The organism is Parabacteroides gordonii MS-1 = DSM 23371 (genome assembly GCF_000969825.1).
GTDB classification, from domain to species: Bacteria; Bacteroidota; Bacteroidia; order Bacteroidales; family Tannerellaceae; genus Parabacteroides; species Parabacteroides gordonii.
This window is the reverse complement of sequence record NZ_KQ033920.1, coordinates 318,754-342,661: the sequence shown is the minus strand read 5'-3', so window position 1 is coordinate 342,661 and position 23,908 is coordinate 318,754. Positions and strand designations below refer to the sequence as shown.

Here is a 23,908-nt window from a genome sequence, read left to right as displayed (position 1 = left end):
AAGAGACTCTGCAAAGGGTCTCTTTTATTTTTATATAACCAGCGCCTTTATAAAGCAATAAACAAAATATCCGCAAAGCGACATCTTCGCTACCACACTAAGCAGAAATCCTATAAATGCGCCTATCCCGGCTTTGAAAGCATCGAATGACTTTTTTCCCCCCAGCAGTTCGCCGATCACCGCTCCGGCAAACGGGCCGAACAGGATTCCCCAGGGCGGAAAGAGAAAGATCCCGACAACCGTACCGAGCACACATCCCCAGTTACCCCATTTACTACCGCCACCGTATTTAGTGCCTAGTACCGGAGTAACATAATCCAATATCTGCACGACGACAACCAAAAGCCCCCACACAACCAGTTGTGTAACCGAAAACTGTACCTTATCGGTAAAATGAAGCAAAAGAAGCCCCAGATAAGATAAAGGAGGCCCCGGTAAAACCGGCAGGAAACATCCGGCAAAACCAACCAACAGGCAAATAGCCCCGACAATGATCAGGAAGATATCCATTCACTTAAATTTATATCGTTAGAATCCGGTCAAAGATATGAAAAGTATTTTGTTGTGAGGATTATTCGCACGATATTTGTAGCCCGATACATAATGAATACAGATGATGACAAATGATATAGACAATCCCGGACAGGAATACATTAATATAGAAGGTGCCCATGAGAATAACCTGAAATTTGTTTCACTGAATATCCCCAAGAAACAGATCAGTATTTTCACCGGTGTCTCCGGCTCCGGTAAATCGTCGCTTGTACTCGACACGATTGCTGCGAAATCACGGCGGGAACTGAATGAGACTTTCCCGAGTTTCGTCCAGCAATATCTGCCCAAATACGGGCGTCCGCATGTGGACAAGATAGAAAACCTACCGGTCGCTATCGTGATCGACCAACGGAAACCGGCACCGAACGCACGCTCCACCGTCGGAACTTATACGGATATCTATTCTTTATTAAGATTGTTATTCTCACGTGTCGGGAAACCTTTTATCGGGTATTCGGATACTTTTTCCTTCAATCATCCGCAGGGAAGATGTACCCGGTGTGACGGGCTGGGCGAGATCAGGGAACTGGATATACATAAGCTTGTCGATTTCAATAAATCACTGAACGAAGACGGAGTGATCAATTACGTGGCATTCAAACCCGGTGAATGGCGTTGGATACGCTATGCCAACACGGGACTGTTCGATCTCGATAAGAAAATAAAGGATTATTCGCCGGAAGAGCTGGAGATGTTCCTCTATTCCCCGAGCATCAAACTAAAGAACCCGCCGGCAAACTGGCCCAAGACGGCAAAGTATGAAGGGCTCATTGTCCGCATGTACCGGAGCATCATCAATTCGGAAGAAGGGAAAGTTCATCAAAAACTGCTAGAGCCGATGCTGACAACAGGCGTATGCCCGGATTGCGGAGGCACGCGTCTCAACCAGACCGTACTGTCCTGCCGTATCAACGGAAAGAATATTGCGGAAGTTACCAGGCTGGCCATTCCCGATATCATCAGCTGGCTGAACAGCATCAAGGAGCCTATTGCCTATGACATTAAGCAGTCTATCGGCGGACGGCTGTCGGCACTACTGGAAATCGGACTGGGTTACCTGACACTCGACCGCAGTATGGGTACGCTTTCGGGCGGCGAAGCACAACGATGCAAGATCGCCAAATACATCAACTCGTCGCTCTGTGACATGCTTTATATCCTCGACGAGCCCAGCGTCGGACTGCATAGCCACGATATTCACTTGCTGAAAGCTTCTGTCCGCAAGCTGCGCGACCACGGCAATACCGTCTTGCTGGTCGAACACCATAAAGAAATGATACAGATTGCCGACCATATCGTCGATATGGGCCCGGGTTCCGGAATGGACGGTGGCAATATCCTGTACGAAGGCAGTTATGAGGGCTTGCTGAAAAGCGGCACACAGACCGGAAAGATGATTGCGGAAAAAGTACCGTTAAAACAACATCTCCGTACACCATCCGGCTGGTTCACGCTCGAACATGCTTCCGAACATAACCTGCAAGACCTGACGGTCGAACTGCCGATGGGAGTGCTTACCGTTATTGCCGGAGTTGCCGGATCAGGCAAAAGCTCCCTGATGGAATGTTTTCGCAAAGCCTGTCCGGAAGAAGTGATCTATATCAGCCAGAAGAATATCGGTATCAGCCTGCGATCTACCCCTGCCACTTACCTGGGTGTGGCAGACGATATCCGGAAGGTGTTTGCACAAAAGAGCGGTGCCGGATCGGGCATGTTCTCATTCAATGGGAAAGGCGGCTGCCCTGTCTGTGGCGGCAAAGGGGTGATCGTATCGGATATGGCTTTTATGGATGCCATAGAAACGGTTTGCGAAGCGTGCGGCGGATTACGCTACTCGCCGGAAGCACTGCAATATGAGGTAGACGGCATCAATATTGCCGAAGCAATGGATCTGACGGTACGCAAGGCATCCCTCCGCTTTGCCGGGACAATCATCGAACAGAAACTGTTGCCGCTCATGCAGGTGGGATTAGGTTACCTCCACCTCAACCAGTCGCTTTCTACTTTATCGGGCGGCGAACTACAACGGGTAAAGCTGGCTTCCCACCTCGACGACCGGGGTAAAATATACATACTGGACGAACCAACAGACGGCCTGCACGTAAAAGACATCCGCCATATCATCGAACTGTTCGACTCGATGGTAGATCAAGGCAACACAGTCTTCCTGGTAGAGCACAACCTGGATGTACTGAAGGCTGCCGATTACGTGATCGAGCTCGGCCCCGGAGGCGGACAAATGGGAGGTAAACTGATTTTCAGCGGCACGCCCCGAAAGATGCTCACTCATCCGACATCCGTCACAGCCAACTATCTGAAGGCGGAGTTACCGGATAAGTAGTAAATCTTAATCAAGATTTAATCCGGAATCCTGCTTTTTACCGGCAATAATTTTAATATCTTTGATGCCACATAAAAATAAAAGTTGGAGATGATACAAAAAGAATTGACCGGCGATCTGCAATTGAAATGGGGTCGTATGCAACAGGCAATGCAAAAGATAAATGCGGATGCATGCCTGCTAAGTGTAGATGTAAACCTGTATTATACAACCGGACGTGTGTATAGCGGATATTTTTATCTGCCCGCAGAAGGCACGCCCTGGTTCTTCGTAAAACGTCCCAACGGATTAAGTAACGACCAGATCGAATATATACGCAAACCGGAACAAATAGCTGAAATATTCGCTGCCCGCGGAATAAAGATGCCGGAAAAGCTGCTTCTGGAAGCCGACGAACTGACTTACAACGATTATATCCGCCTGCAATCGATCTTCAATCCCAAAGAAACCGGCAATGCAACTACATTGATGCGGACTTTGCGAGAGATCAAGACGCCCTGGGAAATTGCACAGTTCCGTATCTCGGCTGAAAAACATGCCAAGACATATTCCGAGGTTCCGGAATGTTTCCGTCCGGGAATGACCGACCTCGAATTTCAGTACGAAATAGAAAAGCGTATGCGCCAGAATGGTTCCATCGGATTGTTCCGTGCGTTCGGTGCTAATATGGATATCTTTATGGGAAGTATCCTGGCCGGTGAAAACGCCGAAGCTCCCTCTCCTTTCGACTTCGCCCTGGGTGGCGGTGGCATGGATGCCTCCTGCCCGCTCGGAGCCAACGGTACTGTATTGAAAGAAGGTACGGCTATCATGGTCGACATGGCGGGGAACTATACCTCTTATATGACGGATATGACCCGCGTATTCTCCGTCGGTAAACTGACCGAAGAAGCCTACCGTGCCCATCAGGTCGCCCTGACAATACAGAACGAGATCGAGAACGCAGCCCGTCCGGGTGTCGTTTGTTCGGAACTATATACTATCGCTGCCGGCATTGCCGAAAAAGAAGGTCTGGCAGCCAATTTTATGGGAACCAAGCAGCAAGCCAAATTCGTAGGACACGGCATCGGCATTCAGATCAACGAACTGCCCGTCCTGACCCCGCGTTCGAAAGAGGAGTTGCAACCGAATATGGTATTTGCCCTCGAACCTAAATTCGTTATTCCGGGTGTGGGAGCCGTCGGTATTGAAAACAGTTTCCTGGTGACGGAAACAGGACTGGAAAAGCTGACGCTTTGTAAAGAAGAAATCATTCAATTACATTAATAAATAAACAATAAAAGCACATGAAAAAGACGATTACTTTTCTGCTTCTACTGGCCATTCTCTTTGTGCCGGCAAAAGCTGCGGATGTAGAAAATGTAAAACCGGTCAAGAATGTTATTCTTCTGATACCGGACGGAACTTCACTGGCTACCGTTTCTATGGCACGCTGGTTGCAATGGTACACAAACCCCGACAAACCTAATCTAAACCTGGATCCGTATCTGTGTGGAACTGTCCGCACGCACTCGTCTAATGCCCCGATCGGCGATTCTGCCCCGACAACATCCTGCTATATGACAGGTTATCCGAGCCGCACAGGTTATGTTTCCACTTATCCTGAAAACGACGGCGACAACGATATTTATCCGACTGATCCGGCACGTGCTTTCCAACCGTTGACAACTGTTCTGGAAGCGGCCAAAATGACACAGGGCAAATCGACCGGACTTGTCTTCACTTGCGAATTTCCGCATGCGACACCGGCTGATTGCTCGGCTCACAGCTACAACCGTGGTAAATATGAATGGATCGCTCCTCAGATGGCTCACAACGACCTGAACGTAGTGATCGGTGGTGGCGTCTCTCTGCTTCCGGAAGAAAGCGAAGCCTATCTGAAAGGAAACGGCTACGGTGTCTTCAAAAACGATATCAACGGTATGCGCAATTACAGCGGCAACAATATGTGGGCCTTGTTCGCTGATCGTGAAATGGCTTACGACATCGACCGTGACCCGGCAGAACAGCCGTCGCTCGAAGAAATGACACGCATCGCAATTGAGAAACTGTCTAAAAACCCGGAAGGTTTCTTCCTGATGGTGGAAGGTAGTAAAGTAGACTGGGCTGCACATGCAAACGACCCTGTCGGTATGGCTACGGACATGTTGGCTTACGACCGTGCCTGTGGTGCCGCATTGGAATTTGCACGCCAGAACGGTGAGACAGCCGTTATCATGGTTCCCGACCACGGAAACAGCGGTATCAGCATCGGTCGCGCAGACTGCAAAGGTTATGATAAGTTGACAAAAGACCAGTTATTCCACCAGTTCTCCCAGTACAAACTGACAGCAGAAGGTTTCGCTAAAAAAGTGAACAGCGAACCTAATTCAGAGGTACAGAATATCTTCCGTGAATATGCCGGTTTTGAACTGAGCCCAGAAGAACTGGATGCACTGAACCATTGTAAAGACTATAAGAACAGCCCGATCCCGGAAAGCGAACGTACAACTGAAGGTAAAGGCTCATTATACAGCGGCTCACTGACTTCTTTCATGTCAAAACTGCTGACTTCTAAAACCTGCTTCGGCTTTACAACAGGCGGACATACCGGCGAAGATGTATTCCTGGCCGCTTACCATCCGGATAAGGCAAGCCTGCCGATCGGTATGCATACCAACATCGAACTGAATGCTTATCTATGCGCCCTGTTCGGCATGGATCGCGACAAGCTGGACGAACTGACAGCTGAAAACTTCGCTCCCCACACAGAAGTATTCGAAGACTACAAATGTGAAATCATTCCGGCCAAAGACGAAAAAGGTTCTCCCTCGCTGGTGGTGAAGAATAAAAAGAAACAAATCAACATTACACCGTTCAGTAATATCGTAACAATCGGCAAGAAAGGCCAGGAAGAAATCCGGCTGAATTCAGTCGTTGTTTACGTAGATAAGAACAATACATTCTACCTCCCGGAAAAGCTGGCAGAATATCTTAAATAAAAACGAAGCGGAGACCATTCAGTCTCCGCTTTTTTTATACTTTTGCATAAAAGACAGATTATACAAAAAATGAAAAGTAAAAGTTTAGTTTCTATCGATCAATGTTCCAAAGAGGACATTCTTCGTATTCTGGATAACGCCAGGAAGTTTGAGGAGAATCCGAACCGAAAGCTGCTGGAAGGCAAAGTGGCCGCCACCTTGTTTTTTGAACCTTCTACCCGCACGCGATTAAGCTTTGAAACGGCTGTTAACCGACTGGGCGGACGAGTTGTCGGATTTCAGGATGCTTCGACAACCAGCTCTTCCAAAGGGGAAACGCTGAAAGATACGATCCTGATGGTAAGCAACTATGTGGATCTTATCATCATGAGACATCACCTGGAAGGAGCCGCCCGTTATGCTTCGGAAGTAACGGATGTGCCTATCATCAATGCAGGTGACGGGGCAAACCAGCATCCCTCGCAGACTATGCTGGATCTTTATTCGATCCAAAAGACACAGGGAAAGCTGACCGACCTCAACATCACAATGGTCGGCGACCTTAAATACGGCCGCACCGTGCACTCGCTGATCGTCGGCATGTCGCACTTCAACCCTACTTTTCATTTCGTAGCTCCGGACGAACTTCGCATGCCGGACGAATATAAAAACTTCTGCGACGAGCACGGCATCAAATACTACGAGCACACGACTTTCGATGAAGACGTGATCAACCAGTCCGATATCCTTTACATGACACGCGTACAGCGCGAACGCTTTACCGACCTGGAAGAATACGAACGGGTTAAGAACGTGTATATCCTGCGCAACAAGATGCTGGAAAACAGTCGTGAGAACCTTCGCATACTTCATCCCCTGCCCCGCGTAAACGAGATCGCTTATGATGTAGACGATAATCCGAAGGCCTACTATATCCAGCAGGCACGCAACGGACTGTTTGCCCGCCAGGCTATTATTTGTGAAGTTTTAGGTATCAATATTTAATTCTGATAATCGTTATGTCAGCAGAAAAGAAAAGAGAATTGCAGGTAGCCGCTTTAGAAAACGGAACTGCTATCGACCATATCCCTCCCAGCCAATTGTTTAAAGTAGCCAAGTTGTTGGGACTGGAACACATGGATAATACAATTACCATCGGAAATAATTTCCACAGCAACAAGATGGGTTGCAAGGGTGTTATCAAGATCTCCAACAAATTCTTCGAGGAAGACGAGATCAACCGTATAGCCCTGATCGCTCCCAAAGTGATCCTGAACATTATCCGCGATTACGAGGTTGTAGAGAAAAAAACGGTTACTTTGCCGGATGAACTCGTTGCCCTGGTAAAATGCAATAATCCAAAATGTATCACCAACAACGAGCCGATGCCGACACGTTTTGAAGTGATCGACAAGGAAAAGGGAACGATCCGGTGCCGTTATTGCGAACGTAAGATCAACAAGGAAGACATTATCATTAAATAAATTATATGAAGCATGACTGGAAGCCCGGTACCATGATCTATCCATTACCGGCCGTAATGGTTAGCTGTGGCAGCGAACCTTCAGAATATAATATCATAACAGTGGCGTGGGTCGGTACGATTTGTACCAATCCACCCATGTGTTATATATCCGTACGTCCCGAACGCCATTCTTATCCCGTTCTGAAAAAGAATATGGAGTTCGTCATCAACCTGACTACACGCGAACTGGCTTATGCCACCGACTGGTGTGGTGTGAATTCGGGAAAAGATCATCACAAGTTTGAAGAAATGGGATTGACTCCGGGCAAAGCGACCCTGGTCAATTGCCCCACGATAGAGGAAGCCCCTCTTTGTATCGAATGTCGGGTGAAGGAAGTGGTTGCATTGGGCAGTCACGATATGTTTATCGCCGACGTACTGAATGTGCAGGCCGACGACAAATATCTGGATCCGGATACAGGTGCTTTCGATATGCAACGTGCGGATCTGCTGGCTTATTCGCATGGGAAATATTACGGACTGGGAGACTTCGTCGGCAAGTTCGGCTGGTCGGTAAAAAAGAAAAAATAAAGAGTATGAAAAAGAGCCTCCTTCTATTGTTTATGTTTTCCCTCGGAATCTCTGTCCAGGCACAGAAATTCATATCTATCGAGGATAAGGCATTTAATTTCGGAGCCAAAGTCGGCTTCAACTCCACATTCCCGATCGTGAACTCACTTCGGATCGATGATGTTGAAGCTGAAAACATCCGTCTGCAATATAAGGTAGGTTATCAGGCTTCCGTGTTCTGCCGGATCAATATCGACCGTTTCTTTATTCAACCCGACCTGTCCTGGTACCGCACTGAAGGCGATATCCTTTTCTCATTGCCGGAGACAGAAACAACAGGTACCTTGACAAGCCAAAGTTCAGAGAGCGACCAACTCAGGCTCAAGTCTTCTTCCCTGGAACTTCCTGTTATGATCGGTTATTATCTGGTGAAGGAAGGGCCGTACGCCCTTAGTTTGATGGTGGGGCCTAAGTTCAGGTATAATTACAAGCTGCGTTATACCACTCATTTCTCGGAAGTCACCAACGAGTATATTAACGATAATACCCCGTTCGGGATAGGCGTTGCAACCGGGCTGGGCGTTAGTATCTGGCGTCTGTTCTTTGAGTTTACCTACGAATTCGGGCTCAACCAGATCGAGTCTGACTTCAAAGACAAATCATCACAATCGCCCGTCGAACGAAACATTTCGCTCGACAAGCGTACCAATATGATGAGTTTCTCGCTGGGATTTCTCTTCTGATCTTTACTTCCCGCATATATCCTTAAAAGGACACCAGGCGCAGGCCTTTTCTGTCGGAGTCTGGATAAACGGCTTTTCACGTCCGAATATTTCATCCAGGCAACCCCGCAAACCTTCTTCAAAAGCGGCCGAATATTCGGCAAAGTCTGTCACCCGTTCCGACCGGTTCCTTTCTATACGATGGCTTACGGCGGCTTCGAACGAGTCGGAGAAAAGCGTACGCATATAATAAATACCCGGTTGGAGCACCTTGCCTTCCGGCACTTCACCAACCATCCATGAATACATAAATACCTGCATCACGGCTTTGGCACGGTCTTTCTCCTCCATATCGAACAGGCTTTCCACGGTTGTAAAGGTGGACGTTCCACTACCGCTCTTATAGTCGATGATGCGAATGGTATCACGCACTTCATCGATCCGGTCGATAAAACCTTTCAGCTGGATCTCCGACCGGTCGGTCAACGTAAAGAGACGGTTTATCTTTCTCTCTGACTCGATATATTTGAACGGGGTCAGCTTGCTGTCGCGCTCCAGTATCTTTTCTACGTATTTACGGATCATCTCGCCGATCAGGAAGTTCTGTCCGGTCAGCGGACGTACCACGTCTGTCTTGAAAAAGACTTCGGCGAAGGCACGTGCAATGGCACCGGTCAGCACCGGGGTATCTTTTTTGATTGCTTTCAGTAAATCAGCTGTCACCATTTTTCCGCAAAGAGGCTTGTAGAGTTCCTCCATTACTTTGTGAAGGATGCTACCGAAAACGTTGCTCTCGATCGTTTCGCTTACCTCCTCTTCTTCGCGGATGCCTTCCACTACCGAGAAGTAGAATTTAAGCGGACAGTCCAGATACGTATTAACGGCACTAGCCGAGATAGCCCGCACACCGCCTTTCCGGAAAGCCGCCAGACGTTCCATCACCTCATCTGTTTTCTGAACCTGCAAGGCGGGAGTCTTAGCGGACGATACGTTGTAAACGACCAGTTTGTTATGCATCGGCTGTTCATAATGATAATGCAGCTGATGGACGAAACGGCTTACTTCGCCTGTCTGCAATCCGTTGCTACGGGTATCATACAGCAGGCTTACATGACTTGCTCGATAGATCAGGCGGTAGAAGTGGTAAGCCCATACGCTGTCCTGATGCTCGTAAGTGGGCAACCCGAAACCACGGCGCAGATTATAAGGGATAAAGGAATTAGCCGCTTTCCGCAACGGGAAGATTCCTTCGTTCATGGAAAGAATGATCAGGCGGTCGAAGTCGAGCGCACGGGTTTCCAACACTCCCATGATCTGCAGGCCGGAAAGAGGCTCTCCGCGGAAAGGGATCGTGATGGTATCCGTCACACGCTTCAGCAGGCGGAAATAAGTATCGATCTTCATGTCAATCCCGCTGTCCTGCATGATCTCTTTCATACGGTTTACGGTGGTGAAATAATGGAAGATGAATTCCTGTTCGAGATCGTTGGTGCGCTGGGTGGCGTCTTCTTCCTCTTCCGAGGATAAAGAATACATGACCTTGTTGAGTTCCTGCAATACGTTAATCAGGTAATCGGAGAAAGTATCCACATCCGTCACCGGGGTAAAAAGGACGGACAGAAGCGGTGTCTTTCCCAGATCGGCGGTAGTGATATAGATCTTATTGTTTTCGGCAATATCCCTGATAAGGGAAGTAACGATCTCCGGATTGGTCGTGCTGATATACCGGTGATTAAGTATAGGCAACACATCACGGAAATAGAATACCGGTTGGCGGTCTACATAACGTACGTTCTTTTGCAGCGCCAGAATATATTCCATCAGGGAAGCCACAGGCGTACCGGCCAGCGGATAACCCATCGTCACATTGATACGGCGGATCTGTTCGGGAATAGCGTTGAGCACAGGGATAAGCAGATGTTCATCGGGCAGGATCACCGCCGTGCGCAAGGCCTCTTCCGGGCTCATTTCATCTTCCTTGCAGAGTTCGTTTAATAAGGTATAGACTTGTTTGGCCTGTCCGATGCCGGAAGGGATGCCGATCACTTCGATATTCGTATTCACCTCCTCTTCTTTGGGAAGCGGGTATTTCGAAGGGAAGTTCTTCAGGTTGCGCTCTACGAAATAAGAGGCTTTGTTATTGGGATCGGTCACCTTCGCGGATGCATAATCCCAGTAGAAGTCGGCGATCTCACGCTTTTGCAGTTGCAGCAGGAAACGTTCTTCCGCAACGGAAAGGGCGTTCAGTCCGACAAAAACCACCTGCGTATAAGGCAGGTCGCAACAGTCGTTACGTTCCATCCGTTCGACCACTTCGCGGAAGATCATGCCTTCATAGCCTTTACCTTCGGCGGCGAGTGCACTTTTCAGGTCGTTATACAGGTCGTACAGGATTTTCCATACGGCAAGAAACTCTTCCTGGTTGGGCGTATCCCCTTTAGGATAGAAGGAAGACCAGAACGTGCGGATGGCGGCAATCTGATCTTCATCCAGGAAGCTGAAATCATTCTCTATCTCCCGCAGATCGGTCACATTCGTAAAGAGCATGCGGGCATCGGCCATATACTTATCTACATCGTCGAAATCGTTAAGGAGCATTTCGCCCCAGTACAGGAACTCGTCGAATGTCTCCGTCGATCCGCTGTGCCGTACATATATATCGTATAGCGTGAACAGCATGTTGATACGGTCGGCCGTCTGCTTGCCACTCAACTGCACGAACAGGTCGTTGATGGTCAGGATAGTTGGCGAGAAAAGCGGCTTCTCGGCTACCTCCGAAAGATACTTCTGAAAGAAAAGACCTGTTCGACGGTTGGGGAACACAAAAGCCAGCTTGCTGACTTCCGCGCCGTATTGCTGATAGAATATAGAGGCTATCTGATATAAGAATGGTTTCATTGCTTTGTTTCTGTTATTGATTTATTATTAGAGGATGCAGGGAACGGTGAAACGGAGTCGGCAACCCCATTTAGTTTCCTGCCTAGGAAACTTTTGTTTCATCAGGGAGAAACTTTTGTTTCCTGCCTAAGAAACTTTAGTTTCGTCCGGAAGAAACTAAGATAATTCGTAATCACATTTTTAATATCCTCTCGATCCTCTCCTGCTCGTCTGCCGTGAAATTTGTATTGCGCAACGCTTTCAGATTGTCAAGCAGTTGCTCAACCGAGCTGGCACCAATCAACACGCTGGTTACGCGGTCGTCTTTCAATAGCCAGGCCAATGCCATTTCTGCAAGGGTCTGGTTGCGCTGGGCGGCCAATTCATTCAACAGACGGATCTTGTTTATCTTATCTTCCGTCACCTGTTCCCGTTGCAGATGGCCGGTCGACCGGGCGGCTCTTGAATTTTCAGGTATACCGTGCAGATATTTATTGGTGAGCATTCCCTGTGCCAGAGGAGAGAAAGCGATCATTCCGATACCTTCTTCTTTCAACAAGGGAAGCAGGTCGGGTTCCGTCCAACGGTCGAACATGGAATAGCGTGCCTGGTGGATCAGACAAGGTACGCGGTGCTCTTTCAGTACGGCCAGCGCTTTCGCGGTCTGCTCCGCGTTATAGTTTGAAATGCCGACATACAGGGCTTTTCCCTGACGGACAATATCAGCCAGTGCACCCATCGTTTCTTCTATGGGAGTTTCGGGGTCGGGACGGTGCGAATAGAAAATATCCACATAATCGAGTCCCATACGTTTCAGGCTCTGGTCGAGACTTGCCATCAGGTATTTACGGCTTCCCCAGTTTCCATAAGGGCCGGGCCACATGTCGTAACCGGCCTTGGTGGAGATAAGCAGCTCGTCGCGATACACGCCGAGACCTTTCTTCAATATCCTTCCGAAGTTCTCTTCCGCCGATCCGTAAACCGGGCCATAATTGTTGGCGAGATCGAAATGGGTGATCCCGTTATCGAATGCGGTATAAGCAATCTTACTGAAGTTGCTGAACACATCCACACTTCCGAAATTATGCCATAACCCCAGCGAAACAGCCGGCAGCAGTATCCCGCTTCGGCCGCAACGACGATACATCATGCTGGCGTATCTCTCTTCATTTGCCTTGTATATACTTTCCATGATTTATTGTATTTCTTGCAAATGTAGATAAAATCACCATAAAATAATCATTTTCTGCGTCTCAGTTGCCTCTTTCGAATTATTGGTACTGATAGCGGCACGGTAGAGATAAACACCGGGGCGCACATGTGAGCCTGCGTTATTCCGCAAGTCCCAGTCGATCACATAGTCTTTGAACAGTTCGGACGATCCTGTTTCCTCATGCTTCCAATGCAGACGCCCCGTAATGTCGTAGACCAGGATACCGACTTTCATCTGGGTCTCCGGACGATTATGCCAGAGACGGAACTTCACGTTACCTTTAGCCGGAGTCGGCGTAGCAATAAGACGGGAGATGAAGGGTTTGAGGCCTTCGACGACTTCAAATTGGAAGGTGCAGGTCGTAGGATTATTCATGATATCCCAGACTTTGAACTCGGCATCGTGCAAACCCGGTTCCAGTGCCGGGATAGCGAACTTCACAATACCTTCGCCTTCCGAGTCAGGAATAAATTCGTAATAAGAATTTAATGTATAGTTCGTTACCGGATTGTTATCGATATTCAACGTGATGTCATGTCCGATACTGCTGCCTGTCACATTGATTCCGCTTTTATCCCAAAGTCTGGCATAGAAATAAGGCGTATTGTTCACTTTATCTCCACTCACAAAAGTAGAATCATTCAGGAATAACGACCGTATTTCCGGGCCTTCCGAATCGTTATCCGGATCATCCTTTGTTCCGTTCGCTAAAAACTTATTGAAATATCCTTGCGCGTCCTCACCTGCTGTTTTATCAAAAGCATACAAGCTCATTTTACCACAAGTATTATCAGAATAGGAAATATCCTTCGGTACTTTAAAGGTAAACTTAAACTTACCGTTTTTCACAGAACCGCCGCCTTCAAAAACGGTATTGAAGTAATCATGATAATAGATCTTATTTTTATAGGGATTATTACCTAATGTGGAATCTCTTCGGTAACCATCCAATATCTTAGCACGCAATTCTCCATTAAAGTCAGAGACAAGGCTTCCTTTTGTATCCTGGATATCTCCTTCCACCGTTATCCAGGCGTTTGCATTAAAAACAACCGTATCTTTTCCTACCGGTGAACCGCTAATGGTTGTAACCTGAACGCGGTGTTTCGGATAGGACAATCGTAATGCAGGGTCACCGATCAGACAGAAGCCTAGTTTACGTTTATCTGTTTTTTCACCTAATTTAGTTTGCTTCATAACTTCACCTAATGTAAGATACAAATCATTTTCCTTTTTGAATAATAGATTCATAAACTGGCGGTTCATCCGCTCATTAATATCCGTAAAGGCGACACGGGATGTCGTAAACAATGCTATCCCCCCACTTTTATCCCTTAAAAACACATCCTCACCAGCTGATGTAGCAACAGCATCAAAGCGGCAAAAATCGCAAGTTGCAGTTATCCACAAGGGTAAGTGTTTGTAAGTATATTTCAAAATATCATTGTGTTTTATCACCTGCTCATCACTCAAATTCTCTGTGTTTCCATGTCCTACATAATTTAGAAGGAACATACCGTTTTTCAATTTCTCTACAATTCTCTCCTCCACTTCCGGATATTTACCGGCGCCGCCTAAGTCCTTTTTGAAAGCATCAAAATAGATTTTATTAGCGATATATTCAGGAGACTCAATCTCCCTCGTAAGTGCTAAATTTTCAGCATCTATCTGGTGCTCCACCTTAAAACTATCCGCATTGTTGCCATCATCAGCAATAAAGCACAGATTATTCTTCCAAATACCTAAATCCGAGTTATTCATATAAGAGATTACCTTATCAACAACCTCCGTTGCCTGCTTCCGAGTACGGACAGGAAAACGTCCAACGGCAATATCCAACGTAGCCATTGATATATCCTTTCCAGAATCTTTCAGAAAACCAAAATAATCATCTACCGTATAGGAATACATATCTAATGATTCAGTAGTCTGATAAGTTAACAGCATATTGTTCTTTTCATTATCTCCTACTTTTTTCCAATCGTTTGTTACAAACCGGTTATCAAATGCACCGTCTCCAAAAAGCAGAAGATATTTAGGAGCTTTAGCATCCTCTTTCCCTCTATCATAAAACATTTTCATCAATCGTCGGTAAGCTGTAGCATCCGGCGTTCCACTTGAAAACTCATTATAAATCTCTTCCGGAGTAAACACCTCAGTAACTAGATCGTCCTTCTCCTCATGGGCTTTCTTCAAACGCTCTGCTTCGCTTTTAAATGCAAAAGGAGAAATTATAACCATATCAACCTGTTTAGTACTATGTAAATTCTGGTTACCAACCTGCTGTGCGTCTTTTGCAGCAATAGACGGAACAGACTTGTCTAACTGAACTACGGCAAACTCTCTCAATTGATAAGATTGTGGAATTACAAACGAGAGTTCTGTTCCACTCAACACAGCTTCTACAACTTTCGGACTCTGTGCATCAGTAACGTCCAAAACAATTGTATTTGAAGTCGCATTCTTTATTATAAAGCAAGACTTATGATTGATCGACGACACATTGCGAAAAAAGGTTGGCTCATTGTACGTTTGAAGTGTTCTCTTCAAATGCACACGAATGTAATCTAAATAAGCAGTTGTATTATTTTTTTCAAAATAGTCTACCTTAATATTGAAAGACTTACCTTTCTCTCCTTTCCAATAACCAAAAGCCTCAGCAGACCTCGCTTTTATGTATTCATAATAATTAGCACCTGTTGATACGCCGGATACACGACCCTTCACAACATCTTCGCCATTTATCGAGAGTACAAAATCTTTAGATATATTCGTCTTAGCAATCAACCGACATTCCACCACAGCATCTTCCTGCACTATACCTTCAATATTATCAAAAGGAACAGATATCGTCGACATAAGCGACTCTCCAAAAAGTTCACGGCCTGATTTATTAAGAGATACCAAATCTTTTTCATGCAAAAGATAATCATCAAAAGTATTCAACTCTATCACTCCATCTTTCGGCTCTGATTTTACAGTCTCCATTTCTTTCACATTCTGAGAAGAGGTTAGGAAATAATACCCCAAGTCAGAATAAGGATTATTTGTATGGACAAAAGTTTGTCTTTCACGTCCATCGGAATATCTCATCGTTTTATACTCCCACTTCGTAGTCCCCCGCCCATAAAAAAGCAGGTAATCGTCTTTCCTCAACACCGGAACCGCAGGCAGGTCATCAACATAAGGCTTCGAGAAATCTTCTTCGAGCGGCCAGCCACCATAGCCATACACAGCCACTTTTGAAGGATCATCAAACCCCATCTTCTTCAATTCGGAATTTGTTAGTTTGTAGATTCCATTCTTTTCGATCGCTATTTTCACCCAATGACCGTTACTTAGTACGGAGTTTTTAGCATACCTCTCCTGAGCCCCTAACGAGAGCGACAGGCAAAAACAAAACAGAAATACGAAACAGCTTTTCGCTGACAATCTTCTTTTGTGTAGTATCATATTTTTCAACTATTCAATGATCTTTTAACGCTTTCTGTTTTGTTTTATTATAAAACAGCCGGGAAATCAAAAAAGAAGTTTACTAACTTTGCTTATACTAAGAAACGACATTAAATAATCCGAATATGAAAACATTATCAAATGACTCGCTGACGATTCAGGTCTCCCCGCAAGGTGCCGAACTAAGCAGCATCGTTGCCAACGCTACTCAAAAAGAATATCTTTGGCAAGCCGATCCGGCCTTCTGGAAACGCCATTCTCCTGTTCTATTCCCCATTGTCGGCAGTTTATGGAACAACGAATACCGCCACAACGGTATCACTTATCACCTCTCACAACACGGTTTTGCACGCGATAAAGAGTTTGAACTGATAAAGGAAACCGACACAGAACTGCGTTTCAAACTACAAGAAAGTGAAGATACGTTGAAATTATACCCTTTCCCGTTCTATCTCGAAATCGGTTACCGCCTGGCCGGCAATCAGATAGAAATCATATGGGTAGTAAAAAATACGGGTAACGAGGAATTGCATTTCCAAATCGGCGCACACCCGGCCTTCTATTATCCTGATTATGATGAAAACAGTCAAAAACGAGGTTTCTTTGCTTTCGACCGCACAGCAGGACTGACATATAAACTCATCCAGGAAAAAGGTTGTATAGGCGATACGGAATATCCGCTCCCTCTCGACAAAGAAGGATTATTACCACTGGATACACACACCTTCGATAAAGATGCTTTAGTGATCGAAGACAGCCAAGTAAGACGTGTAGACTTACTCAATCCGGACGGCAGCTCCTATCTCACCGTTTATTTCACCGCCCCCGTTGTCGGCCTTTGGTCGCCACCCGCTAAAAACGCACCTTTCGTATGTATAGAGCCGTGGTATGGCCGTTGCGACCGGGTAAATTACTCCGGCGAATATAAAGATAGAGACTGGATGCAGTATCTTCAACCGGGGGAAACATTCAATGCAAGTTATCTGGTAGAGATTCATAAATAAAACGGAGAAGACGAAACTATTGGACAAAAAAAAGGCTATCCATCACGGACAGCCAATCTTCATTGTTAACCTTAAATCTAATACCATGAAAAACACAGTGCAAATATAGCGCTTTTATGTTATACAGCATAACATTTGCAAGAAAAATGCATACCGTTAACATTATTTATGCAAGACATGCTCAAAAACATATAAAAGCGACTATTCTTTATTAGAAACTTTCTTATTTACAGCAAAAAAGAAGGGGATATCCGAAACCGGACATCCCCTCTCATCACCAAACCTCTTATAATTGTTATTTAGTAAAACGCTCTTTCAATTTTGTGATCATATCACGGGTCATTGTATCCAGGTCATAAGTCGGCTTCCAATCCCATTCTGCACGAGCACAAGTATCGTCCAGTGAGTTAGGCCATGATTCAGCAATTGCTTGACGCAACGGATCCACGTTATATTCCATCTGGAAGTCAGGAATATATTTACGGATGTTACTTGCAATAATTTCCGGATCGAAACTCATAGAAGCGATGTTGAATGAGTTGCGATGTTGCAAACGAGTAGGATCAGCTTCCATGATCTGGATAGCAGCATGCAAAGCATCTGGCATATACATCATATCCATAAATGTTCCAGCTGCAATCGGACATACAAACTTCTCTCCCTTTACTGCTGAATAATAAATATCGACAGCATAGTCAGTTGTACCACCTCCCGGAGGAGTTACATAAGAGATCAAACCGGGGAAACGAACCGAGCGGGTATCCACACCGAAGCGGATATTATAATAATCGCTCAGCAACTCACCGGAAACTTTTGTTACACCATACATTGTGCGTGGGTTACGAATCGTATCCTGCGGAGTTTTGTCTTTCGGAGTGTTGTTACCGAAAACACCGATTGAACTGGGAGTAAATACAGCGCAATGCATTTCACGTGCCACTTCCAGTACATTAAACAAACCACCCATACCGATCTTCCAAGCCAACTGAGGTTTTGCTTCAGCCACAGCCGAAAGTAAAGCCGCCAGATTGTAAATCGTGTCGATCTTGTATTTAGAAACTGTTTCAGCAATCTGCTGTTCGTTTGTTATATCAACAATAGCAGAAGGGCCTGATTCCAACAGTTCACCTTTAGGCTCTGCACCGGAAATATAACCTGCCACGATGTCGCCATCATAACGTTTTCTCAACTCCATGGTTAACTCTGAGCCGATCTGACCGGTAGAACCAATAATTAATACATTCTTCATTGCGTTTTATTGTCTTTTTAAGTTTTTTCCGCGGCAAAGGTATAGAGAATTAAATTGTTCCTGCATTATTTTCTTGTGTTTTTTAATACCAAAATTCAAAAAAAAATATGACCTTTGCTTATTCAGTTGACAGTTGACTTTTAACAGTTAGCAGCTTACATAAACGAAAAGTTTCAAACTGTAACTTGTCAGCCTCAACTACAAACAATTTCGTCTACTTGATTCAAAAATACTAACAAAAAACAATGTTATGTACGGTAAATTAAAAGATTTCCTTACACAGGAACTGGCAAATATTAAAGCTGCCGGATTGTACAAGAACGAGCGTATTATCACTACGCCTCAGAGAGCCGACATTAAAGTAAATGCCGGAAGTAATGTTTTAAACTTCTGTGCCAACAATTACCTTGGTCTGTCAGACAACCAGCGTCTGATCAAAGCTGCAAAAGATGCTATGGATACCCACGGATACGGTATGTCATCCGTTCGTTTCATCTGTGGAACTCAGGATCTGCACAAACAGTTGGAAGCTGCTATCTCCGACTACTTCAAAACAGAAGATACTATTTTGTATGCTGCTTGTTTCGATGCAAACGGCGGTTTGTTCGAACCATTGTTCTCTGAAGAAGATGCTATCATCTCCGACGCATTGAACCACGCTTCAATTATTGACGGTGTTCGTTTGTGTAAAGCAAAACGTTATCGTTATGCCAATGCTGATATGGCCGACCTGGAACGTTGTCTGCAGGAAGCCCAGGCACAGCGTCATCGCATCATTGCAACAGACGGTGTATTCTCTATGGACGGAAATGTGGCACCGATGGATAAGATCTGCGAACTGGCAGAGAAATACGATGCACTGGTTATGGTCGACGAATCTCACTCAGCCGGTGTAGCCGGACCTACAGGTCATGGTGTGGCAGAACAATATAATGTATATGGTAAAATTGATATCTTTACAGGTACATTAGGCAAAGCATTCGGTGGTGCTATGGGTGGTTTCACAACCGGTAAGAAAGAAATTATCGATATGCTTCGTCAGCGTTCACGTCCTTACCTGTTCTCTAACTCGGTAGCGCCCGCTATTGTAGGAGCCAGTCTGGAAATGTTCAAGATATTGAAAGAGAGCGACGCATTGCATACTAAACTGATGAACAATGTATCTTATTTCCGTGATAAGATGCTGGCTGCCGGTTTCGATATCAAACCGACCCAGTCTGCTATCTGTGCAGTTATGTTGTACGATGCAAAACTGTCTCAGGACTTCGCAGCCCGTATGCAGGAAGAAGGTATCTATGTAACAGGCTTCTACTATCCGGTAGTACCGAAAGATCAGGCTCGTATCCGCGTTCAGTTATCTGCCGGACACGAAACTGAACACCTGGATAAAGCGATTGCTGCATTTATCAAGGTAGGTAAAGAATTGAATGTTATCAAATAAGAAGTAGATTACATTATTATATAGAAAGAGCAGCGGTACATTCTTGTTTCCGCTGCTCTTTTCTTAGAAAAACTAACCATTAACCTTTAATAATTATTATCTTCCTCGCCATCAACGAGGTTGTTCAATTCAAACTCCAGACTTACCAAGTCCTTTCTCCATGACTTCAGGATATGGGACGGTGTTTCTTTCGGGGGATTATCTAGCTTCGCCTGGATATTGGATATCTCCAGTTCCAATCTTTCACGCCTGTTCATATCTATTTTTATTTATCACTTGTTTAACAATCACTCGATAATTAAACAACTATCTCTGTCAATATGTTCACGAAAAACAATCCGCACAGCGTATATCTTAAGCGTTCTGCAACTTCTTCATTTATTACCGTGAAGCCACTTCAATAAGACGGAAAGATTTCATATCTTTGCCTACCGAAAATAATAGACAATACAATAATTTTATGCAACTCAGTAATTATCACAGTCATTGCACATTCTGTGATGGGCGTAGTACGCCTGAAGATTTTGTAAAGTTCGCTATATCGCATGGATTCAGAGCGTACGGATTTTCTTCACACTCGCCCCTGCCTTTCGAAACATTCTGGAATATGTCGAAAGATGATATGCCCGAATATCTGGAGGAGATAAACCGATTGAAAGAAAAATATGCCGGCCAACTGGAAATATACACTTCTTTGGAAATTGATTATCTGGACGAAACTTATAACCCTTCCATTGCTTATTTTCAGGAACTGCCATTGGATTACCGGATCGGCTCCATTCATTTCCTACCCTTGTCGGAACACCTGAGTGAAGACAATATGGTTTGTATCGATGGGGCTTTTGCCGACTACAAAGACTCGGTAGACCGTTATTTTGAAGGAAAGATAAGCAAGCTGGTGACACGTTATTTCGATTCGACACTGAAAATGATCGAAGCCGGTGGCATCGATATCGTCGGACACATGGACAAGATCTATATGAACGGGCATAAATGCGAAGGTTTTTCCTTTGATGCAGACTGGTACCAGAAGCCATTTAATGCGGTACTCGACCTGATCGCTCAAAAAGAATTAATGGTGGAAGTAAACACGAAGAACCTGATCAAAAAACAACAGATATTCCCGCGCAAGGAATATCTCGGTTTACTGAAAAATATGAATATCCCGGTAATGGTCAATTCCGACTGTCATTATCCTGATCTGGTGAATGATGGGCGTAGTGAAGCATTCGAAATACTAAAAGAGATCGGTTTCAGAACAACCCGCGAATTAATAAAAGGAAACTGGCAGGACGTTGCCATATAAAAATAAAGCGACTTTAAAGTCGCTTTATTTTTTTCTCTTATACAAGAAGGATTGCCACCGTTCCTCGGTATGATCCTGACGGAACATTTCATAACGAGCCATTGTGAAAAGCAAATCAGATAAACGGTTCGTGAATTGAAGGATATTCTCTTCAACAGGATCTTGCCGGTTCAATGTCCACAAACGGCGTTCAGCACGACGTACAACCGTACGAGCCAATTGAAGGTGGGCGGAAATCAATGTTCCCCCCGGAAGGATAAAAAATCCGTTATCCTCCATCTGTGCCGTCAGCGTGTCAATCTGTTGTTCACAGAAAACTACCAGATCGTCCGATAAGGCATTAGGATTCTTATCGCGGATAGCCGATGGAGTCGCCACATGCGACATGACCACCATCAACTCCCGTTGTATCTTACCCAGCACATCTTGCCATTCATGTTCGGGAGGCAATAAAGCCCGTACGACACCGATTTGTGCATTCACTTCATCCAGTGTGCCGTTTGCTTCGATACGGATATCGTCTTTATCCACCCGTTCGCCGCCATGAATACCGGTACGACCTTTATCTCCTCCCCTTGTGTAAATTCTCATATTACTTTTTCGTTGTATCTTTCTTATCTTCTTTATCATCCGGATGGATAATTCCTTTTACAGTTTCTCCGGTAGGCTAAGCACCCAGCGCCTTGTCATATTTCTATGGTAGGTTTCCAAATGCTCGCCCCCGAACCGGACTTACACCTCTCAGCGTATCCGGCTCTCCACTAATTTTAGTCTATCTTTCCGTCATGTATCTTTTTGTGACAACTCCTGCACACGGCAATCGTTTTGCGTTTGCGGGCAATCATGTGTCGTTCCCAGCTTTCCTTACCCTGCAAGTTCTTTAGTTTCCTTACATGGTGCATAACAAGGTCGTCTGTCGCTCCACATAATTCACACTCATGGGCTTTCAGCCTTTCAACAAGACTTGTCCGCCCCGCAGTATAAATTGTTCGTGGCATGGTGTCACATTCCGATTTATAGGTGGGCTTCTTGCGTTTGAAGCCACCGTCGTAAAAGTATCTTTCCTTTACACCTGTTTTAGTCATGTGCTTTATGATAAACCTACCGTTCTTACGATATTTCTTGTTTACCTTGCGTGTGCGGCACTTATATTTGCCTGCAAACGTTTTGTACATGCTGTATTCCATGATGTACTTGAAATTATTCAAGGCATGGGCACAGTTGTTGGCTATGGAGTAGTAATTATAGAAACCCACGATTTCCCGATTATAGCTATCAAGGATTTCAAGGTCGTCATTGAATATCAGTCCCGATTTACATTTCGGTTTCCATATTTCCTTTCCGTTACGGTTTGTCATTTCCAAGACTCCCCAATCGAACAGTTTTTTACGGACAGTTTCCATACTGACATTCAAGCAGACCCTTTTACCATAGGTTCTTCTTAATCTACCCCGTTTATCACGTCTTTGGTCGTTGGACTTTCTTACAGTAATTTCATATCCGAGAAACTTGGCAGGTCTTTCGGTATGGGTGACAAGTGTCTTTTCATCAGACAGTTCCAATGCCAGTTTATCAGCAAGGAAGTTTTTAATATCTCCCTTTATCTGTTGCGCATCTTGCTTACTTCCGATAATTCCCACGAGAAAATCATCTGCATATCTCGCATATTTCATTCTCCTGTAATCGGCATCCATTTCTTCGCCATTGGGATATTTAGCCCGTCCTTGTTCTATTGCTTTCAGTTCAAGGATTAGCTTTACCCTTTGCCTTTCGTCTTTTACGGACTTCAATCTTCGCACAATACGTTTTCTTGCATTGCCGAAGTCCAAACTTTCTCTACTGAATTTTCGTTTCTTCCCTTTATCGAATTTGGCTATGTATTCCTTTATATACTTATCCAGCTTGTCAAGGTATATATTAGCCAATATCGGGCTGATGATACCCCCTTGCGGTGTGCCACTGTAAGTATTGTGGAATTGCCATTCTTCGATATATCCCGCTTTCAAAAACTTGCGTACTAAGCGTATGAAGCGTTCGTCCGCAATGCGCTCCTTGAGTATGTTTATTAATACATCATGGCTTATATTATCAAAGAAACCTTTTATATCTCCCTCTACAAACCACTTTGCACCGCTAAACTCCTTTTGGATGTGAGTTAATGCAGTATGGCAGCTTCGATTGGGTCGAAACCCATGCGAGGTGTATTCAAAATTTCCCTCGTATATGGCTTCCAATACCATTCTTACTACTTCTTGTATTAACTTGTCATTGAAAGTCGGTACGCCAAGAGGTCTTTTCTTACCGTTTTTCTTCGGTATGTACACCCTCTTTGACGGTTGGGGCTGGTACGTTTCATCTTTTAACGTATCAATCAACTTTTCAATTCGTTTCAGGCTCATGTTGTCAATGGTCTGACCGTCCGAACCTTTAGTCATGTTGCCCTCTTTGGCGTAGATGTGCTGATAGGCAACATAGAACATTTCCTCATTGAACAAAATTCTGTAAAGACGTTCAAACTTGTAGCTTACATCCTTACTGTGTTCTGATAGACTGTTTAATACTCTTTCTGGACTTCTCATAATGTCTCTCACATTTTCCGTTAATTGTATTAATAATTAGCTGCTTCCCTTCGCCATGTACAAGGCGTTACCTTGCTCGGACTACTATGGAAGCTCCGTTACCACTCCGAATTTTCATAGGTCAAACCTAATAGCCTTTCGGCACTTCGGGATAGGTAATCCCCGTTTATTAC

Annotated in this window: 18 protein-coding genes; 10 read left to right on the top strand and 8 right to left on the bottom strand. The window is 45.0% G+C overall.

What is annotated here, in order from left to right; genetic code table 11:
• Window positions 1-30 precede the first annotated feature (30 nt).
• Window positions 31-510 (bottom strand): DUF456 domain-containing protein, encoded by a 480-nt coding sequence (locus HMPREF1536_RS18310; protein WP_028728769.1) that lies wholly within the window; start codon window positions 508-510, stop codon window positions 31-33.
• A 103-nt stretch (window positions 511-613) separates the two neighbouring features.
• Between HMPREF1536_RS18310 and HMPREF1536_RS18305 the strand changes: the two genes are divergently transcribed.
• The 7 genes from HMPREF1536_RS18305 to HMPREF1536_RS18275 all read left to right on the top strand — a co-directional run bounded on the left by HMPREF1536_RS18305 (window position 614) and on the right by HMPREF1536_RS18275 (window position 8,634).
• Window positions 614-2,896 carry an ATP-binding cassette domain-containing protein gene (locus tag HMPREF1536_RS18305; protein ID WP_028728768.1) on the top strand — a complete coding sequence of 761 codons (2,283 nt, stop codon included), beginning with the start codon at window positions 614-616 and terminating at the stop codon, window positions 2,894-2,896.
• A 90-nt stretch (window positions 2,897-2,986) separates the two neighbouring features.
• Entirely contained in the window at window positions 2,987-4,162 is a 1,176-nt protein-coding gene (locus HMPREF1536_RS18300) for a M24 family metallopeptidase (RefSeq protein WP_028728767.1), read from the top strand.
• A gap of 20 nt (window positions 4,163-4,182) precedes the next feature.
• Complete coding sequence (locus HMPREF1536_RS18295) at window positions 4,183-5,877, top strand: alkaline phosphatase (protein WP_028728766.1); 1,695 nt, start codon at window positions 4,183-4,185, stop codon at window positions 5,875-5,877.
• A 69-nt stretch (window positions 5,878-5,946) separates the two neighbouring features.
• Window positions 5,947-6,861 (top strand): aspartate carbamoyltransferase, encoded by a 915-nt coding sequence (gene pyrB, locus HMPREF1536_RS18290; RefSeq protein ID WP_028728765.1) that lies wholly within the window; start codon window positions 5,947-5,949, stop codon window positions 6,859-6,861.
• A gap of 14 nt (window positions 6,862-6,875) precedes the next feature.
• The gene (gene pyrI, locus HMPREF1536_RS18285) at window positions 6,876-7,340 is read left to right on the top strand and encodes an aspartate carbamoyltransferase regulatory subunit (RefSeq protein WP_028728764.1); all 465 of its coding nucleotides are present in this window, start codon (window positions 6,876-6,878) and stop codon (window positions 7,338-7,340) included.
• Between the two features lie 5 nt (window positions 7,341-7,345).
• Window positions 7,346-7,912 carry a flavin reductase family protein gene (locus tag HMPREF1536_RS18280; RefSeq protein WP_028728763.1) on the top strand — a complete coding sequence of 189 codons (567 nt, stop codon included), beginning with the start codon at window positions 7,346-7,348 and terminating at the stop codon, window positions 7,910-7,912.
• A gap of 5 nt (window positions 7,913-7,917) precedes the next feature.
• On the top strand, window positions 7,918-8,634 hold the full coding sequence (locus tag HMPREF1536_RS18275; RefSeq protein WP_028728762.1) for a porin family protein: 717 nt from the start codon (window positions 7,918-7,920) through the stop codon (window positions 8,632-8,634).
• Between the two features lie 3 nt (window positions 8,635-8,637).
• Here HMPREF1536_RS18275 and HMPREF1536_RS18270 read toward each other — a convergent pair whose 3' ends face one another.
• The 3 genes from HMPREF1536_RS18270 to porU all read right to left on the bottom strand — a co-directional run bounded on the left by HMPREF1536_RS18270 (window position 8,638) and on the right by porU (window position 16,156).
• Complete coding sequence (locus HMPREF1536_RS18270) at window positions 8,638-11,511, bottom strand: PD-(D/E)XK nuclease family protein (RefSeq protein WP_028728761.1); 2,874 nt, start codon at window positions 11,509-11,511, stop codon at window positions 8,638-8,640.
• A 172-nt stretch (window positions 11,512-11,683) separates the two neighbouring features.
• A complete protein-coding gene (mgrA, locus tag HMPREF1536_RS18265) occupies window positions 11,684-12,682 on the bottom strand; it encodes an L-glyceraldehyde 3-phosphate reductase (RefSeq protein WP_028728760.1) in 999 nt (332 codons plus the stop codon).
• Window positions 12,683-12,715: 33 nt separating this feature from the next.
• Entirely contained in the window at window positions 12,716-16,156 is a 3,441-nt protein-coding gene (gene porU / locus HMPREF1536_RS18260) for a type IX secretion system sortase PorU (RefSeq protein ID WP_052349868.1), read from the bottom strand.
• Window positions 16,157-16,281: 125 nt separating this feature from the next.
• Here porU and HMPREF1536_RS18255 point away from each other — a divergent pair, with 125 nt between their 5' ends.
• On the top strand, window positions 16,282-17,160 hold the full coding sequence (locus HMPREF1536_RS18255) for an aldose 1-epimerase family protein (protein WP_028728758.1): 879 nt from the start codon (window positions 16,282-16,284) through the stop codon (window positions 17,158-17,160).
• 295 nt (window positions 17,161-17,455) lie between these two features.
• On the opposite strand, the gene HMPREF1536_RS18250 is transcribed toward HMPREF1536_RS18255, so the two are convergent.
• Window positions 17,456-18,409 carry an NAD-dependent epimerase/dehydratase family protein gene (locus HMPREF1536_RS18250; protein WP_028728757.1) on the bottom strand — a complete coding sequence of 318 codons (954 nt, stop codon included), beginning with the start codon at window positions 18,407-18,409 and terminating at the stop codon, window positions 17,456-17,458.
• A gap of 250 nt (window positions 18,410-18,659) precedes the next feature.
• Between HMPREF1536_RS18250 and kbl the strand changes: the two genes are divergently transcribed.
• Window positions 18,660-19,850 (top strand): glycine C-acetyltransferase, encoded by a 1,191-nt coding sequence (gene kbl / locus HMPREF1536_RS18245; RefSeq protein WP_028728756.1) that lies wholly within the window; start codon window positions 18,660-18,662, stop codon window positions 19,848-19,850.
• 86 nt (window positions 19,851-19,936) lie between these two features.
• Here the strand turns inward: kbl and HMPREF1536_RS27950 are convergent, their stop codons facing one another.
• Entirely contained in the window at window positions 19,937-20,107 is a 171-nt protein-coding gene (locus HMPREF1536_RS27950; protein WP_167331512.1) for a hypothetical protein, read from the bottom strand.
• A 203-nt stretch (window positions 20,108-20,310) separates the two neighbouring features.
• Here HMPREF1536_RS27950 and HMPREF1536_RS18240 point away from each other — a divergent pair, with 203 nt between their 5' ends.
• Window positions 20,311-21,156, top strand: a complete 846-nt coding sequence (locus HMPREF1536_RS18240) for a histidinol-phosphatase (RefSeq protein WP_028728755.1) — start codon at window positions 20,311-20,313, stop codon at window positions 21,154-21,156.
• A gap of 24 nt (window positions 21,157-21,180) precedes the next feature.
• Here HMPREF1536_RS18240 and HMPREF1536_RS18235 read toward each other — a convergent pair whose 3' ends face one another.
• The gene (locus tag HMPREF1536_RS18235; protein ID WP_028728754.1) at window positions 21,181-21,747 is read right to left on the bottom strand and encodes a cob(I)yrinic acid a,c-diamide adenosyltransferase; all 567 of its coding nucleotides are present in this window, start codon (window positions 21,745-21,747) and stop codon (window positions 21,181-21,183) included.
• Between the two features lie 176 nt (window positions 21,748-21,923).
• Window positions 21,924-23,735 carry a reverse transcriptase/maturase family protein gene (locus tag HMPREF1536_RS18230; RefSeq protein WP_046151773.1) on the bottom strand — a complete coding sequence of 604 codons (1,812 nt, stop codon included), beginning with the start codon at window positions 23,733-23,735 and terminating at the stop codon, window positions 21,924-21,926.
• Window positions 23,736-23,908: the final 173 nt, after the last annotated feature.

What these genes read in the sequence shown, in the direction of transcription:
- HMPREF1536_RS18310 (WP_028728769.1), bottom strand. Translation starts at nt 510, where the DNA reads ATGGATATCTTCCTGATCATTGTCGGGGCTATTTGCCTGTTGGTTGGT.
- HMPREF1536_RS18305 (WP_028728768.1), top strand. Translation starts at nt 614, where the DNA reads ATGATGACAAATGATATAGACAATCCCGGACAGGAATACATTAATATA.
- HMPREF1536_RS18300 (WP_028728767.1), top strand. Translation starts at nt 2,987, where the DNA reads ATGATACAAAAAGAATTGACCGGCGATCTGCAATTGAAATGGGGTCGT.
- HMPREF1536_RS18295 (WP_028728766.1), top strand. Translation starts at nt 4,183, where the DNA reads ATGAAAAAGACGATTACTTTTCTGCTTCTACTGGCCATTCTCTTTGTG.
- pyrB (WP_028728765.1), top strand. Translation starts at nt 5,947, where the DNA reads ATGAAAAGTAAAAGTTTAGTTTCTATCGATCAATGTTCCAAAGAGGAC.
- pyrI (WP_028728764.1), top strand. Translation starts at nt 6,876, where the DNA reads ATGTCAGCAGAAAAGAAAAGAGAATTGCAGGTAGCCGCTTTAGAAAAC.
- HMPREF1536_RS18280 (WP_028728763.1), top strand. Translation starts at nt 7,346, where the DNA reads ATGAAGCATGACTGGAAGCCCGGTACCATGATCTATCCATTACCGGCC.
- HMPREF1536_RS18275 (WP_028728762.1), top strand. Translation starts at nt 7,918, where the DNA reads ATGAAAAAGAGCCTCCTTCTATTGTTTATGTTTTCCCTCGGAATCTCT.
- HMPREF1536_RS18270 (WP_028728761.1), bottom strand. Translation starts at nt 11,511, where the DNA reads ATGAAACCATTCTTATATCAGATAGCCTCTATATTCTATCAGCAATAC.
- mgrA (WP_028728760.1), bottom strand. Translation starts at nt 12,682, where the DNA reads ATGGAAAGTATATACAAGGCAAATGAAGAGAGATACGCCAGCATGATG.
- porU (WP_052349868.1), bottom strand. Translation starts at nt 16,156, where the DNA reads ATGATACTACACAAAAGAAGATTGTCAGCGAAAAGCTGTTTCGTATTT.
- HMPREF1536_RS18255 (WP_028728758.1), top strand. Translation starts at nt 16,282, where the DNA reads ATGAAAACATTATCAAATGACTCGCTGACGATTCAGGTCTCCCCGCAA.
- HMPREF1536_RS18250 (WP_028728757.1), bottom strand. Translation starts at nt 18,409, where the DNA reads ATGAAGAATGTATTAATTATTGGTTCTACCGGTCAGATCGGCTCAGAG.
- kbl (WP_028728756.1), top strand. Translation starts at nt 18,660, where the DNA reads ATGTACGGTAAATTAAAAGATTTCCTTACACAGGAACTGGCAAATATT.
- HMPREF1536_RS27950 (WP_167331512.1), bottom strand. Translation starts at nt 20,107, where the DNA reads ATGAACAGGCGTGAAAGATTGGAACTGGAGATATCCAATATCCAGGCG.
- HMPREF1536_RS18240 (WP_028728755.1), top strand. Translation starts at nt 20,311, where the DNA reads ATGCAACTCAGTAATTATCACAGTCATTGCACATTCTGTGATGGGCGT.
- HMPREF1536_RS18235 (WP_028728754.1), bottom strand. Translation starts at nt 21,747, where the DNA reads ATGAGAATTTACACAAGGGGAGGAGATAAAGGTCGTACCGGTATTCAT.
- HMPREF1536_RS18230 (WP_046151773.1), bottom strand. Translation starts at nt 23,735, where the DNA reads ATGAGAAGTCCAGAAAGAGTATTAAACAGTCTATCAGAACACAGTAAG.